General features: G+C 37.0%; 18 protein-coding genes. 3 read left to right on the forward strand and 15 right to left on the reverse strand.

What is annotated here, in order from left to right; translation table 11 throughout:
• From G630_RS22455 to G630_RS0116850, 11 genes are all read right to left on the reverse strand, one after another.
• Window positions 1–453, reverse strand: a 453-nt coding sequence (locus G630_RS22455) for a recombinase family protein (RefSeq protein WP_044959655.1), incomplete at its 3' end; no start/stop codon positions are given.
• Between the two features lie 108 nt (window positions 454–561).
• On the reverse strand, window positions 562–705 hold the full coding sequence (locus G630_RS24890; RefSeq protein WP_155832019.1) for a hypothetical protein: 144 nt from the start codon (window positions 703–705) through the stop codon (window positions 562–564).
• 56 nt (window positions 706–761) lie between these two features.
• Window positions 762–2,714, reverse strand: a complete 1,953-nt coding sequence (locus tag G630_RS0116805) for a DNA polymerase (RefSeq protein ID WP_026499251.1) — start codon at window positions 2,712–2,714, stop codon at window positions 762–764.
• 65 nt (window positions 2,715–2,779) lie between these two features.
• Entirely contained in the window at window positions 2,780–3,331 is a 552-nt protein-coding gene (locus G630_RS0116810) for a DUF2815 family protein (RefSeq protein ID WP_026499252.1), read from the reverse strand.
• Between the two features lies 1 nt (window position 3,332).
• Window positions 3,333–4,472, reverse strand: coding sequence for a DUF2800 domain-containing protein (locus tag G630_RS0116815; protein WP_026499253.1), 1,140 nt, complete (start codon window positions 4,470–4,472; stop codon window positions 3,333–3,335).
• The gene (locus G630_RS0116820; RefSeq protein ID WP_044959659.1) at window positions 4,472–4,822 is read right to left on the reverse strand and encodes a hypothetical protein; all 351 of its coding nucleotides are present in this window, start codon (window positions 4,820–4,822) and stop codon (window positions 4,472–4,474) included. Before G630_RS0116820 ends, G630_RS0116815 begins: the two co-directional genes overlap by 1 nt.
• A complete protein-coding gene (locus tag G630_RS0116825; RefSeq protein WP_026499255.1) occupies window positions 4,797–5,015 on the reverse strand; it encodes a hypothetical protein in 219 nt (72 codons plus the stop codon). The genes G630_RS0116820 and G630_RS0116825 overlap by 26 nt, the downstream gene beginning before the upstream one ends.
• Before the next feature lie 452 nt (window positions 5,016–5,467).
• Window positions 5,468–5,941 carry a zinc-ribbon domain-containing protein gene (locus G630_RS22460; RefSeq protein ID WP_026499256.1) on the reverse strand — a complete coding sequence of 158 codons (474 nt, stop codon included), beginning with the start codon at window positions 5,939–5,941 and terminating at the stop codon, window positions 5,468–5,470.
• A gap of 180 nt (window positions 5,942–6,121) precedes the next feature.
• On the reverse strand, window positions 6,122–6,322 hold the full coding sequence (locus G630_RS0116840; RefSeq protein ID WP_026499257.1) for a hypothetical protein: 201 nt from the start codon (window positions 6,320–6,322) through the stop codon (window positions 6,122–6,124).
• Window positions 6,319–7,341: a hypothetical protein gene (locus G630_RS22465; RefSeq protein ID WP_044959665.1), complete on the reverse strand. Its 1,023-nt coding sequence runs from the start codon at window positions 7,339–7,341 to the stop codon at window positions 6,319–6,321. Before G630_RS22465 ends, G630_RS0116840 begins: the two co-directional genes overlap by 4 nt.
• Window positions 7,342–7,468: 127 nt before the next feature.
• On the reverse strand, window positions 7,469–7,705 hold the full coding sequence (locus G630_RS0116850) for a hypothetical protein (RefSeq protein ID WP_026499258.1): 237 nt from the start codon (window positions 7,703–7,705) through the stop codon (window positions 7,469–7,471).
• 304 nt (window positions 7,706–8,009) lie between these two features.
• Here G630_RS0116850 and G630_RS0116855 point away from each other — a divergent pair, with 304 nt between their 5' ends.
• Genes G630_RS0116855 through G630_RS0116865 form a run of 3 tightly spaced genes read left to right on the forward strand, consistent with a single transcriptional unit; the run spans window position 8,010 to window position 11,247 of the window.
• Window positions 8,010–8,798, forward strand: a complete 789-nt coding sequence (locus tag G630_RS0116855) for a hypothetical protein (protein WP_026499259.1) — start codon at window positions 8,010–8,012, stop codon at window positions 8,796–8,798.
• A 39-nt stretch (window positions 8,799–8,837) separates the two neighbouring features.
• Window positions 8,838–10,100 (forward strand): Ig-like domain-containing protein, encoded by a 1,263-nt coding sequence (locus G630_RS0116860; RefSeq protein ID WP_026499260.1) that lies wholly within the window; start codon window positions 8,838–8,840, stop codon window positions 10,098–10,100.
• A gap of 13 nt (window positions 10,101–10,113) precedes the next feature.
• Window positions 10,114–11,247 carry a hypothetical protein gene (locus tag G630_RS0116865; protein ID WP_155832021.1) on the forward strand — a complete coding sequence of 378 codons (1,134 nt, stop codon included), beginning with the start codon at window positions 10,114–10,116 and terminating at the stop codon, window positions 11,245–11,247.
• Between the two features lie 114 nt (window positions 11,248–11,361).
• On the opposite strand, the gene G630_RS0116870 is transcribed toward G630_RS0116865, so the two are convergent.
• The 4 genes from G630_RS0116870 to G630_RS25150 all read right to left on the reverse strand — a co-directional run.
• Window positions 11,362–11,868: a DNA-directed RNA polymerase subunit alpha C-terminal domain-containing protein gene (locus G630_RS0116870; protein ID WP_026499262.1), complete on the reverse strand. Its 507-nt coding sequence runs from the start codon at window positions 11,866–11,868 to the stop codon at window positions 11,362–11,364.
• A 34-nt stretch (window positions 11,869–11,902) separates the two neighbouring features.
• Window positions 11,903–14,008, reverse strand: coding sequence for an AAA family ATPase (locus tag G630_RS22470; RefSeq protein ID WP_049946273.1), 2,106 nt, complete (start codon window positions 14,006–14,008; stop codon window positions 11,903–11,905).
• A 181-nt stretch (window positions 14,009–14,189) separates the two neighbouring features.
• On the reverse strand, window positions 14,190–15,215 hold the full coding sequence (locus G630_RS0116880) for a hypothetical protein (protein ID WP_026499263.1): 1,026 nt from the start codon (window positions 15,213–15,215) through the stop codon (window positions 14,190–14,192).
• A gap of 115 nt (window positions 15,216–15,330) precedes the next feature.
• Window positions 15,331–15,742: hypothetical protein (locus G630_RS25150; protein ID WP_026499264.1), on the reverse strand; the 412-nt coding region annotated here is incomplete at its 5' end.

Genomic DNA, 15,742 nt, shown 5'->3' on the forward strand with positions numbered 1-15,742 from the left:
CCCCGCCATAGTCTGAACATTGATATTATCCCTCTCAATCTCTGCCATGGCACCAAGAATACTAATCATCATTTTCCCAGAATCCAATGAACTATCGATGTTTTCTTTTACACATATGAGATGCGCGCCATATCGTTTCATCAGCTTAAGTGAATTTAGAATATCTCCAGTATTCCTTCCAAATCTCGACAGCTTAAAGCATATGACAAATGTTGCATTATCCTTTTTTTCTACAATATCATCCATCATCTGCTGAAATCCCGGTCTACCTTGAATGTTTTTACCTGATTTTCCTTCATCAGTATATTCACCGCACACATGCATATTCTTATAATTTACATATCGCATTATTTCATCTTTTTGCGCATCCAAGGAATAACCATCAACCTGCATTACTGTTGACACCCTTGTATAGATATATACCTTTGCACCTTCATGAACTACATTATTCATATTTCCCTACCTTTCCGACAACCGTCTGTATATCTTAATTATGTCGTGCTATTTTTAACGGAACAAACGAATAAAGGACAAGAATTCAACAATCCTTGCCCTCAAATATTATGCGCTTTTACTGGTTCGTTTCGCTTCTTTACTCTCATCCATAACTTCTGCTCCATACTTCTCGATCATCTGCAAGAGATAATTTGTACATCTCACCTTATCTTCTTGTTCTGTTTTTACTCTTCTATTCTTTCCTTCCATATAAAAAAGCACCTCCTACCAGGTAGCCCTGGCAAGAGGTGAAATCTGACGTTTTTTTAGTCCTTCATATAAAAATCACATACATATCCGTCTGCTCTGAGAATAAGGCCTTCAGCCCAAGATGGAACTCTTCCCATCTGTTCACATATAGCCGCTATACTAGCTTTCGGATCAGCTTCAATGATTAGTTCATCATGTACATGGGCAACAATGTCGAAATTATGTAATGTTTTCATAGCATACATAAGGATATCCCTTGATATGCCTTGTATAATATTCTCCGTGAATTTGGGGCCATACGATTCTATTCTGTCCCACTTTTTAGTGCTCCCCACACCTTCATAAGTAACAGACTCTCCTCCAAAACGGTTCTCTCCTATACGTGGCTTCACATAGCATAGGTTTCTTCCAGATGGGAGTGTAATAAATAGCATCCCACTCTGATAAAAGAACTTTATTCCCTTTACTATCTTTACTTCCCTGTTACGAATCACCTTTTTTATTGCCGAGTCAATGTCCCACCAAAATCTGACAATATTGGGATTAGCCTGTCTCCAGGCATCCACAAGAGGTTGAAGTTCATTCTCATCAAGTCCCATATCAATTGCTCCCATTGACTTCAAGGCACCAACCGAACCGCCATATCCAAGCGCCAATTCCGCAATCTTACCTTTCTGTCTCAGATGCCCGTTAATTCCATGCTTTACAACCGGAACCTTAAACATTTGGCTTGCAGATTCACAGTATATATCCCCGCCATCAGCAAACACCTGCATTCTCCACTCTTCTCCGGCAAGCCATGCTATCGTACGTGCCTCAATAGCTGAAAAGTCTGCAACATAGAACTTTTTCCCATCAGCTGGTATAAAAGCTGTTCTTATCAGTTGTGATAATGTATCCGGAATATCATCGTATAAGAGTTCTAGTGCTTCTACATTTCCTTCCCTTACAAGTTCCCTAGCTTCTTTCAGATCAGGCATATGATTCTGCGGAAGATTCTGCAATTGAACCAATCTCCCAGCGAATCTTCCAGTTCTGTTTGCTCCGTAGAACTGAAACATTCCTCTACACCTATCATCAGAACATGCTGCATTCTCCATAGCCTGATATTTCTTAACTGAAGATTTTGATATCTGAAGTCTTAAAGAAAGTACTTCTGATATATCGCCCTCAGTATCATCAATAAGATTAGCCACCGCTTTCTTTCCCAACGTATCAACCTTAAGGCCATTATCAGAAAGCCATGATTTTATCTGTGATACACTATTCGGATTATCGAGGTCAGTAAGGTCTTTCATATCCTTGGTAAGCTTATCTCTAGTTTTCTCATCAATCTCCATAGCACTGTCAGCCAAAGTTAAGTCCACGCGTATTCCTCTATCATTTATTTCCTGGTCAATACAGTATTCCTCCCAGATCATGTCTGGAACTGGGAACTTCTTGAGTTTCTCCTGTATCTGCATCTCTGTCTCAACATCCCTTATGTTATAAGCTTTGTACCTTACCCACTTATCAGGTGCATGTTCTGGTAGATTTCGGATTCGGCCACCATTTGCCTTTGTGGGCTTACATGGAACTGAAAAGAATCTGATTAACTCCTTGCCTTCAGATAGTTTCTGCTTCTCAAGTCCAAGCACCGCACCTACACCTTCCAAAGATAGTGGAAGTCCCATATATGCCGACCATATCATAGAACACTTCCATGAAGCAGGATCTAAAAAGCGTTCTGTATTTAATAATCCTTTATCCGAAAGGTATCTTGATAAGCAGACTCTTTCGAATTGAGCGTTAAATGCCCATTTTGTCACACTTTCATCTGTGAGTGCCTCCAATACTTCTTTAGGTATCTCCTCACCAGAAGCTATGTCTATAGTAGAAACATCTCCACCATCTACGCTGTACCCCAACAACAATATTTCAAAATCAGGGCTTTCAGCGTATTTGTATACCCCACATTTCTGAAGGCTTACAGATGAATATGTCTCGATATCAATTTCCAGGTTCTTCATTGGCTTCTCCTATAAAAAGGCGGTAGAGTCTTCCTCCACCGCCTGTACTCATTACCTATGACTTCTTATGAAAGAAAATCATCATCGTCAATAGTTGCAAAATCATCTGTAGCACTTGACCTTCCGCCCAGAGGTTCACCATCTCTGACTTTCTGGATATTGCCTAATCCGCAAGCAACTCCTTTGTTTCCGTTTGAGTTAAATGCATAAAAGTTCAAAGATACACGCGCATAGCAGCCGCTATAAACTTCAGAACGATCCAGAATAGGCTTAACCATCCTGTCTACAATCTGTGGTGCTGTGTTTGAGTTAGCATTGATAAAGTAATGTCCCTTGTAAGCCTCATCCTCACGCTCAGCATCTCCATCTCTGAGAGGAAGCTTGATCACGTTCTTATTAGGTTTCTTACCACCGAACTTATCGATTCCTTCCTCAATAGCTGCATCAACAGCTGCATTGATCGCATCTACTGTTTCCTTATCATCCTTAGGAATGAGTACTGATACAGAATATTTCTCAGCTCCTCCGTTTATAGAAGCAGGCTCCCATCCATGAAAATATGAAAGTCTTGTGTTAGGGCCTGTGATTACTCTTGTCATAAGTTTCTTGTTAGCCATTTTAAATATCCTCCGTAATTTCGTTGAATTCGTCTTTTACATTGTTAACGTTAATAGCCTGTCTCTTATCCGAGTTTGGAACAAGCGTTGGCTTTCCCGGTGGTTTAAATACGAGGTCACCGAGTATTTCCTCAAATTTTTGCTTACCCATCAGCTTCTGCATCTCAGTAAGAGTGATAAGTGATTGACGATAGATATCCTTGTAACCAGCTTCAATTGCCGCTTCAGCGACTTTCCCTTCGTCCCGGTATTTACGTATCGAACGCCCTTCTACTAATTTGAATCCATTCCACTTTTTACCATGATTGATAGCAGCATCCGTTGCGTAGGTAGATATCTCTCCAGCCCATTTGGTCAGATCCGGTATGATTCTAAGAATTTCTGCTATCTCATCATCCGATAATAATGGTGGAAGCTTAAATTCGGTCTGCGCCAATTTCAGTTTTTCTTCAGCCCTTGCTCTGCATCTAACAGATGCCCTACAGAAAGTGCACCACTCCCCAGCACAGAACTCACCTTCACCTTTATATGCCATCTGTGCTTTAGGCTTCAGTTCGTTCTCTGCCCATTCTTTAAGTGCATCAACTGATATAGTCCATGTGCTGACATTTTCCCTTCGTGGCTGAAAAATTGTCATCGAGATATTCTTGATGTCATACAAAGCCTCATATAATCTGAGTGCGCCAAGTGAGTAGATTTTCATCTGAGGGTTATCTTCAGCCTCCACCAGGACTCCTTTGCCATATTTAAAATCCACTATATGGAGCAGATCATCCGATATGATGAGGCAATCAGCTGTTCCACGTCCCTCCTCAACATACTCAGTAAGGTCAAGCTGCTGTTCTATAAGGACAACAGGATCCTTACAGTATTGCTTAGCTTTTTCATATTGCTCGATGACAAAGTCTACATAAGCATCCGAGCATTCTTCCATCTCATCAGAGTCATAATCAGACACTGGCCGCTTACTTCTCCTCCGAAGAGCCTTCTTCAGCTTATGCTCACATAAAGCATGTGCTGCTGTACCTTCTTTGGCAGCCTCTGACTCGTTATCATCAAATTTCTGTTCCAACCTTGCTGATGGGGTGCAATTAAGCCACCTATGGGAGCCAGAAGGCGATAATATTGAATGCATTCTCATCAGAGCACCTCCGCATCCTTGATAATCGCAGCATAGTTCTTTGGGTCAACATCGCTCAATCTGTCAGCACCAAACTTCTGAATGATTTCTCTTACTTCAGCGGTATGACCAGCTCGGCTCTTTTCACCAAGAACTCCCCTTACCTTCTCAAGAGTTATCTCAGGCTCTTTCTGCTCAATGACCTTCTTTTCTTCAGCCTTATCAGGAAGTTTAGCAGCTTCTTCTTTAACTGATACGCAATCAGTAATAACAGTACAAACTGATTGCACGCTATCAGCCAAAGATCTGATGTCCTCTACAACTTTCAGCAACCCCTGTACCACCTCAAGAATCTTCTTCGCCTTGTCCATTATCGTCTCCTCCTTTCTTAGTCTCACAGATCTCGATTTCACCAACATTCTCTCCAGGAATTAGTACTGTGACTTTTCGCTTGTCTCCAAAAAGTAAACTCAGCAGCCTTTCCCTAATAGCGATGTTCTTGCAGGTGATTATCCCAGCTGTCTGTGGCTCTTTTGAAACACTGATTCTCAACTTGTGTTTCATAGTTCTTTACCACCTTTCCGAAAGCTTTAATTCATGCTTCCTAATAGGTAGCCTCTAAAAAAAGAAAATCTGACGTTTTTTTATAAAATAAAAAAAAGCATTGTAAGTTTTCACAACTCACAATGCTCATACCATTTTGTCTATAGTTTGAAAGATGCTCTATTATTAAATATAGAATATCTTTATTTTTTAAATAACAACCTTTTTGCTCGGCAATTCCTCTTCTGATTTATCCTGATTATTTAGCACTGAAATCATCCTGTCAAGCATTGATACAAATGGCTCAAACCAAGTACCTATAGCATCTTCTCTGCTATCAAATACTTGAAGATGGTGCGCAAGAAAAATGTATCGCCTTCGCGTTATTACTTATGAGTTATTAATTATTCCCATATTTGGGACAACATACCTATTGTTACGATACATGGTTGCCATGTAAAAACTCCGAATCGTCAGACTTGGGAATGCTTTTTGCATTTGGCACATTTACCCCATCCTTGTTTACGATTAGCCACCGAAATCGCCCATTCAAAACCGCAAGTATTACATTTCCACCACACGCGTTTACTACTCCCAGATGTTATATCACAAGGCGTTAAGGGATAATTCTTTTCATAATTCCATTCCAATGCTAATGCAGGGTCAACGGTTGCTAAGTCGTTGAATCCCCGCCAAACCCTTGGGTTACTCGCCAAAAAAGGACATCCACTTCCTGAGTTGCGATCACTTATCGAGGCTTCCCATTCAAAATCAAAATGCTTTCCCGTGCTTGGATCATCGTAGGATAATAACCACCAGACTTTCTTTCCACTTCCAGCAGTCACATCCGTAGGATTCATATTCCCATTTTTTACAGGATGCCACTCACAAGCCAAAGTAGGATTAGTAGTTGCCAAATCGTTTTTTCCCTTAATTACCTTTGACATTTATTTCCCTCTGGAATCCTTAATCATGTAGTAATCCTTCGCTTCTACAGCGATTTCGACATAGTCTTTCGGCTTCGCATTTTTGTTGCTCAAGCAAACTACCGTCTCAACATACCGCGGAGCAATGCCATAGATTAATACCATGCTACGGGCTATAATATTACCTATTTCAGAATCTTCTTATTTCTTTAAATCAATTTTACCACCAGATATAACGAGCACAGCAACGCCAGCAAATGCTGTAGCACCTTTGACTACATTTTTCGCAATCTGGGCATGCTTATTTCTACAAGCCTCGCAATACCTATGCTTATAACCTTCGGGTAAAATCTTCTTACACTTTTTATTTTTACACACCCTGATTTCAGAATCGTTCTTCATTTTTTCTTCCTCGTAGTTCTTTTCTTAGCTATTCGCTTTGGTTTCTGTACAGTTGGAAGAGCTTTTATTTTCTCACTTATTTTGGGTAAAGCCTTTGACCAGTAGTTTTCCGGTGCAGGATCAATCATATCTAATCTATCTACGAGCCCTGGAACAGCCACATATGTTTCTTCAATGAAAGTTGCAAAATAATTAAGACTTTTTCTTGCCGCTTCCTGTTCTCCTAGTTCCTTATATGCCATAGCTTCTGCAAAAGATACCATATTAACGGCACACAAACTTGCTCGGATTTCACTCATACGTCCATTTATTTTATCAATTGGTGCACCACCAAGTAATTTCTTAAAGAAACTCTCCGGCTGATTCTTAAAAAATTCAACATTACTCTTTTGGCTTAACATCAAGAGATTTCTACTATCTTCCGCAGATGAAGCAAGCTGCATAAGTGCCATTGCTTTAAGCTCTGGATTCTTGATTTCCATTGCCTGTAGTAATTTTTGCTGACAACTGTATGCTGTTGCTAATCTATCATATTCCTGGCCCATTCTTACTTCTTCGACTGCAATCTGAACAGCCTGAATCTGTTCTGCAATCTGCGCCATCTGCATCTGTGTAGAAAAGCTTGTCATGGCCTGAGTAATCTCAGGTGCCATTTCTACAGACTTCAAAGGAATATTAGCGACAATCTTCTTTGTTTCGGGATTGACAAGACTTGCCATAAGCGAGCCATCTTTTTTGGTCATTAGCTTAAGCACGCCTTCAGCTAACTGCTGCTTCTGCTCATCAGTTAATACAGCCTGCAATGTAACATCAGGAATAGCAGCCTTAACTGCATTTATAAAAGCAGGTGCTGTATATAATGCTTTCTCAATCTTAGAAAAAGCTGATTTTGCTTCCTTCATCAGTGGTTTAGCTATTTCCGGGACCTGCTCAAAATGCTGATTTATATCTTCGATATACTCTGATTCATCTACTACTTCCACATCTTCTGGCGGAATAATAATAGTTTCTTCTTCCATTTTCATCACCCCTCATAAAAGTGAATTTTTGTCCTAATAGTACCTATAATTTTATCACAAAAACTATCATCTATTTATATATGCATAAAAAATAAGGCCAGACATTGCCTGACCTCATCACTTTACTTTATGCTTTTAATTCTTCTGAATGACTTTTGGATCTCTTCACCAAGCTTTTTAAATCATGTGAAAAATAATCACCAAGCATCAGCAGCTTGCACTTAGTAGAATACTCAATTTCAAAAGTATTCATATCAAGTTTCAAAAAAGCTACAACCTTTGCGATTTCTTCTTTGTTTCTTACTCTTGCCTCGTCCCAAGCCAATTCCCTTTTTTCATCATTTGACATATTTTTCTTAGCCATTTCTGTCCCTCCTAAATAATTTCCTTTGGGATTATAGTCTATTTGCAGAATACAGACAACGGAACTTCACAAATTGTATAAAAACTTCGCAAATTGAATATATTCCAACGAAATGTGTAAACGAATCAATAAAGTATTTTAAAGCCTTGTTTTTTTGTAGGGAAACCATAGATTTTATTAAAAATTTATGCCTTGTTTACTAAATGATTTGAGGTAGCGATTACAATAAAATTAAAACACGCTACAAATTAGTGTTTTGCAAGAATATAGAATCTTAACGTTTTTAATATCATAGGGGCATAGTATGAGCAAAAATTTTGTAGATTCAGTATTGGATTTAAGTAATAAATATTCTATGGGCGATATAAATACAATAGATCGAGATACATCTATGGAAATTTTGGAAAAGGCAGCTGAACGTGCCGGAGAAGTAGAAAAAGGATATAAAAAATTAGAAGACGCAAAGAAAGAATATGAATTGGAATTGAATGAACGTCCCAATAATTATTATTATTTTGTTTTTCCATTCTATATAGGCTATTTTTTATTTTCTATTTGGATTCTAGATAACGTATGGAAAAATTTCATTACGCTAGTTTTGGCAATTGCGATTATCTTTTGCGGATGGAAGTTTATCGTACGTAGATATGCACATAAAACTATAGAGTGGGCCAAGGAAAAACATCAAAACAATAATTTGGATCCAAGACATAGGCAAATGGAGCTAGCTTATCTGGATATTTATAATAATCAGCTGGATAAAAAACTGGAGTGGGGAGTTCATTTGTTTGGGAATGAATCATTTAATTATTCTGTATTATATGAATTGAGATATCTGATTAAAAGTGGTAGAGCTGACACGATTAAGGAAGCTTTGAATTTATTTGATAGTAATAGATATCAACAAAACATTCAAGACAGTGTTAATGAGATGCAGAACCATATCAAGGCTGCTACAGAGTTAGCCGCCATTGATGCTGAAAAGAAAAGAGAATTGTTAGAAAGCATTGAAAAGAATACAAATAGTATTAAAAATGCCCAATTTATATCTACATATCTAAGTTTTTTGAATTATATCCATTCAGACAAGTAATTCCTTATGATTGCTTTATATTCGCGTGGAGGTTTTTAAATGATTTGTCCTAAATGCGGAAATGAGATAAATGAAAATGGGAAATTTTGCTTTATGTGCGGTTATTCTTTTGAAAATGAAAAAGAAACACCAATAAAGAAAAAATTTTTTTCAAAAGAGAAATTGATTCCTCTTTGTAGTACATTTGCAGCTGTAATGGTTGCTATAACAACTATTCTAATGAATATTGGAACATTTAGTGGAGTTTTGTCTGAAAAAGAACATCCAACGAGAATCGCTTTCAAGCAAGATGATGAGAGAATAATTATAGGTGATTCAAAGACGCTAAAGTATGAATTATCACCAGATAATGCATCATTGGATTATATTAAATGGGATTCGTCTGATAAGAATATTGTTTCTGTAAAAAACGGAAGAATTACAGCTAAAAGCCCTGGAGAAGCTGTTATAACTGCTTCTGCTCAAAATGATGTTGTTGATAGCATAAATATATTTGTGAGTACAGCAGAATATGGTTTTTTGGAATATATTAAAGATGTAAGTATCTACCCAGTACTTGTGGGAGATGATTTACTTATCTATTTAAACTATGAGTTTGACGGGATCAATGAGACATTTAATTTTCCAGATATCACTGTGGATTTATCTTTAATTAACGCTGATGATCAAGTCGTATTTCATGATGCTTTACCAATAAAACAGACATATGATGATAGACCTTATGTAGCAATACCAAGAGAAAAAGTTGAATTAGGAACATCACAAATCGGAAGATGCAAGTTTTGTCTGAGTAATGCGTCTGGAACATATAAAACACCTTACTTCGAAAGCGCGTTAAAAGATGATTACGATAATATTCTTCTTCCTGTGCAGAAAGAATGCAGAGATGATTATGTTAGTTATACAGACATTTTACTTACAAAAGATATAAAAATTAGTAAGGTAGAACAATATTCTGGAAGCACATTTATTTATTTGGAATGCGATGGAGAAGACATATATAAGGAACAGTATGTTTTGGATTGCTTAGAAAGGTCATTTGAGAGAAAAGACTATCATATTTATATAAACAGTGCTGGTTATGAGGGAAGCGTGATAGAGCAAACACTATTTGACTTTAAGGTATGTGAGTTTCCATCAAATTGGCAAGATGTAAAGGATTTGACTCCAGAAGAGAAGGAAGAATTATTGACTGCTGTTATGGATTTTGAAACTAAATGCGATGATTTAGATGAGTATACGGGATGGGTAAATCTTGAAAATAAACAGATTCGGAAACAGAGAGAATATATGACTGAATAGCTATGGAGTATGAATGATGAGTGCGTTAACTAAAAAGCAAATTTTAGCAATTGCTGCTGCAGCCGGTAGCTTTTTGATTACTGTAACAACAATAATTGCTAATGTCGGAACTATTAGCAGCTTTATGGATAGAGGTATAAAACCATCTGATTTAAATATAAAACAAGATGTGATTACTATAACAGTACAGCAAGGGAAAATCCCAATTGAATATGAAGTGTCGCCACTCAATGCATCTGATAATTATTTACACTGGAATGTAGAAGATGAAAGTGTAGCGAATGTAGAAAACGGTATATTGGTTGGTAAGAAATGCGGAAATACAAAACTGTCGGTATATACTGATACAGGCTTAGTAGATGATGCATTGGTATATGTATCAGATGCTGACAAAAATTTTTTTGAATTTATAAACGATGCAAGGGTATTTTCAGTCTCTAGTGGTACTAATTTACTTGCATATTTTAGTACCGGAATGGAATGGGATAACTATGGATTTCCTTCTGGTGATGCTAATGTTGATATAAAAATTGTTAATGATAACGATAAAGTTGTATATGATAAAGTTATCCCCCTCGAATATTCAGATTATCAGAAAATGATATATGCCACAATTAAGAAAGATGAAATAGAGTTTGGGGATAATCCATATGGCAAATATGTTTTTGAATTTATAAATGCTAATAGTGGATATAGGAGTAGAAAATTCGAATATCCTATATCATTTCCTGATGGTACTGCTATATATTCACTACCTGAGAAAATAATATATGAAAATATAAACGTAGCGGATGGAATAAACATTGCAAAAATTGAAATAAATAATGAAACCTGCTGTATCGATTTAATATGTGATGGAAAAAATGTTGGATTGGAATGGTTTACTAGTAAAATGCTTGTAAATGCAGCGACACATAAATGTGATATTGATATCATAAGTGGCGATAATAAAGGACATATGGGGGTGAATTATAGTTCGGGAATAATCAGAAACGATGAGCCGGTTAACTGGAATTCGCATGATATTACAGCCGAGGATAAAGAAAAAGTACTGAATTCCTTAATATATTTTATAAAAACTCATCCCAAGTTAAACTTATCGGAATCTTCTCTTTTAAGTCAAAGATATAGGCATTTTGTTGATTGAGTAAGTGTTTGCTAGCCCCTTTGTGTTATTAAATACCTTTTCTATCACTTTTCTTTCACTTTTCTATCATAAATAAAAACGTTGCATTAATCCTTTTCATTAATGCAACGTTTTTTATCTCCACAAAAATCCCGCTTTTTTCTGAATCTCATTATATGTACTCGCCCCTACACTCCTTAATCCCTGTATTCCTTCAAGTCCAATCTCCTTTAATTGATCCAGGGTGGTTATATTATTCCTAAGAAGTGTACGATAGGCATGGTTTGAAAGATCAAGATCTTCCAGCGTCTTGATCTCACTCTTATCCTTACGCGGCTTGTAGATCATATCAGAATACTGCTTTGTCCCAAGCAATTTCAGAATCTTAACCATCCGATCACGTACACCACTTGGAGATATACCATAATAATCAGAAAGTGCTACGAAGGTCTTCTCCTCTTCATAGCGAAGCCTAATAAGCTCTATCTCATCATCTGTAAGGCCATTAACGACATTCAAAAGGTTAGTCCGAACATCCGAAGTTGCAGATACCGGAAGATTCTCTGCTCCCCATGTCTTACATATATCGCGTAAAAGATTCAGCGGATATCTAAATTTTCTTGTTTTCCTGTATTTTGCCATCTCAAATATGTAACTTCTATACCCATGAACAGTCTTAGTCCAACAAATTGCTCATTCCTATAATTCCCTGCTCAACATCATATTCGGAAATATCTGTAAGCCCTTCATCTGTATCCAGTTTTGCTACTCTAGTCGCTTGTGCTCTTATTATACGCTCGAACAGATTGCGTACACCTCTTCCATTTCCAAAACTGGAATTTCCGGTAACTGTTTTAAAAAATGATAAGAGGCGTTCTCTCCCAGCATCCTCCAGAACATATTTTTCCCGTGCACACAATGAATCAAAGATTCTTGCCAATTCGTCTGAAGAATAATCCTCAAAATGAACAAATCTATTGAATCTGGAATGAAGCCCTGGATTAGAATTAATAAACTCATTCATTAGATCATCATATCCTGCCACAATAACAACAAGCTCATCCCTATGGTCTTCCATTTCTTTGAGCAAAACATCTATTGCCTCTTGACCAAAAGTATCTCTCTGATTTGATAGAGTGTAGGCTTCATCAATAAAAAGGACTCCGCCCATTGACTTATCGATTACTTCTTTTGTCTTTATAGCTGTCTGCCCTTCATATCCAGCGACCAATCCGCTTCGATCTGTCTCTGTAAGCTTAGGGCTGCTCAGCAAATCCAGTGAGTAAAAGATTCTCGCAACAATCCTTGCAACCGTGGTTTTCCCTGTTCCAGGATTTCCAGTAAACACCATATGCAATGATGTTTTTGTAGATGGTAATCCTGAATTACTTCTTCTTTTTTGAACTTTCAGATAATCAATAAGCTCATTTATTTCTTTTTTTACTACATCTAATCCAATAAGAGAATTCAACTCACTTAGTGCCTCGTCCAAGGAATACTCATCATTTTCCTTTTCCCATTCAATATCCACGTCCTCGATAATGGATATTTTGGAAACATCAGTGTTAAAATCCTTTGCAATACGGTTTGCCTGATTTTCGAGTATCTTTTCAAAGATATTCCTTACTCCTCTTCCATTTCCGAAATTAGCATCACTATTTCCAGCAATCCATTTAAAATATTCCTCCATTTTTTCCTTTGCTGTGTCTGATAGTATATATCGATGCTTTTCACATAGAGAAAAGAATATTTTTTGTAGTTCCTCTTCTGAATAATCATCAAAATGAATATATCTATTAAACCTCGACTTCAGTCCTGGATTAGAATTAATAAACTCCTCCATAAGGTCATCATAACCTGCTACTATAACAGCCAGGTCATCACGATAATCTTCCATATCTTTTAAAAGGGTATCTATTGCCTCTTGTCCAAATCCCTGTCCCGTCTTATCTACAAGCGTATAAGCTTCATCGATAAATAAAACGCCACCTTTAGCCTTTTCAATAACCTCATGTGTTTTTATTGCTGTCTGGCCTACATACCCTGCAATTAGATCACTACTTTTAGCTTCAATAAGTTGCCCCTCTGAAACAACTCCTAAATCCTTATATATTTTTGCTAGCAAACGTGCGACGGTAGTTTTTCCAGTTCCTGGATTACCCGTAAAAACAAGATGATAAGACATGTCTGGCGCCGGTAAATTCTGCATTTGTCGCAGCTTCTGCAATTTTACAAAATTAGCAATGCTCTCTATTTCTTCCTTTACAGACTCAAGTCCTATCAAAGCTTTCAGTTCACTGAATGCGCTCTCATTATCTTCAATAATAGCTGTAGACTTAACCCCCATAACAGAAGGCTTGTTAACTTTTGTAGTTGATATTTTACTATTATTATTGGATTTATTGTAAATATCCTCATTCTGTTTGTACTGGCGATCAAAATCATTCAGCAGCTCATTAGATTGAACATGCTCCATTACGCCCTTTTTATCACAATAATCAGCAAATAATTTGCATATTCTTGTTATGTACCTAGATTCTTCAAAAGATATGCTACTATCAATCAATGCAGCTTCTATCATTATTAGCTTTAATGACTCTATAAAGAGTCTACTGATATATGATTCTTTAACCAAATCAAATGCTATTATCTTTTTGAAAAACTCCGGTATCTGAATTTCAAAATCGTTTTCTTTAAAAAAATTTAGAGTTTCTAACACTTCAGCCTTCGAGTATTCATTCTTATTTTCTTCAAATGCATATATCTCTGAAATTGCATCCACACATATAGATTGATTCGCATCAAACTTCCCCCAAAGGCCTAACACACACGTCCTACAGAAGCTGTCAAGCTGCTGTTGCATTCGCTTATCGTGTGTAAATAATCTTTCAGATATAGTTATCACCGAATCCTGATATACTTCATGTAAGCTATTAGTAAACTCATCTGCCATGGCATTTACCCTACTTTAAAACAATAAAGGTTTTAACTTCTTCCAATAGACTCTTTCTTTCTGATTCCAGGGTGTTATCCTGTTCCATAACTTCATTCAAAGTATTTCCATTTTCTTCTGAAGAAGCACATACCCCACCTATCCCTATTAGAGGTCTATAACTTGCTATATCGCTTTTTATTAAATTTATATATTTAGGATCAGACGCCACAAAAGAAAGGCATCCACCATTTGGTAATCTTATAAATAATTCAGAAAAAAGGCATGTTGGATATCTTCTATTCACTTTAAATCGCATATCAGGCTCGCCGTTAACTCTCATGTGTTCGTATTCCCATCGCAAGACCTGTGTATCCCTGGGGACTGAACCAGTTTTAATAGTAGCCATGTTTGGCCCAGCCTCAATCCTGACCTCATCATATGAAAAAACATTCACATTTTTTGTTTCTCTCCCGGCCACAATAATCAAACGCGGAAAAAAATATGTACTAATATTTCCGCCTTTTATCATGAAATAATCATTCTTTGTATTTATATTTATTTCAGCAACTAACCCTTTGCTGCATAACTTTGCACTACGAATCGGTGTATTTAATACCGCATATGGATCCCCATTAGAAATCCACCCAAACTGCGAGGAATTAAACGCTTTCATAGCATTCAGGAATTGGTGCCAACTTTTGTTTTCATCCGAATCAAGAATAAAATCCATATTAAAAACAAAATTCCCACATATTATCCGAAAAGCAAATAGCACAAAGATACTAGATAAAACTATAGTCAGTCGACTAACTGGTCCCTTGTAGATAATCCCCACAACAATAGCAATCAGGAGCACTAATGTCCAAATTGTAGACCATATTCTCCGTTTCCTTATTTCATTAGCAATTCCGGAGGCCACTCCACAAGAATCAAAATCATTTACATTTTCAGGCATTTTCCCAAATCCATTATTTCCAAGGTTTGTGTATGTACCTCTTGCCTTAAAATATGATCCCTTATTCTTTTTATTATTTTTATCTCTCAAAAATGCCATATTGCCCACCTTTTATCAGCGTACTAAGCCAATTTAATTATCAACCATATTGCTTATATACTGATAAATTGCGCATAAAAAATTGATTAATTTTGAGAGCAAGTGAATATATCACTCAGATATTTCGGATAGGTTCAAACTTTATCGTAATTGCTCCATTCTTTACTGCAATAGTAATCTTAGTAGTTCTTGTTCTAAACTTAGCATAAGTAACACCAACAATTTTATCTTCATCAACAGCCTTCCCGTACTGCTCTGATAAAAACTCATAGTATTCTCCAAAAGCCTCATCGATTTGCTTTCCGGGATGTTCTATGTAATATTCCCCCCGAACGAGCTTTGCATACTCATTAAAGTAGTATGTTACTACGCATTCATCACCTTTGATGATGCTATCCATCACGGAGAATTCCTCGGATCCCTGCTGAAATATCTCTGACTCTTCCTTATCATATACGTCACCGTACTTGTCTCCCCAGGAAGATGTTCTGAAATCCGTGGCATTCTTACTGCTCCGAAAACATGCT

This window comes from Butyrivibrio sp. WCD2001, from assembly GCF_000424485.1.
Classification (GTDB): Bacteria; Bacillota; Clostridia; order Lachnospirales; family Lachnospiraceae; genus Butyrivibrio.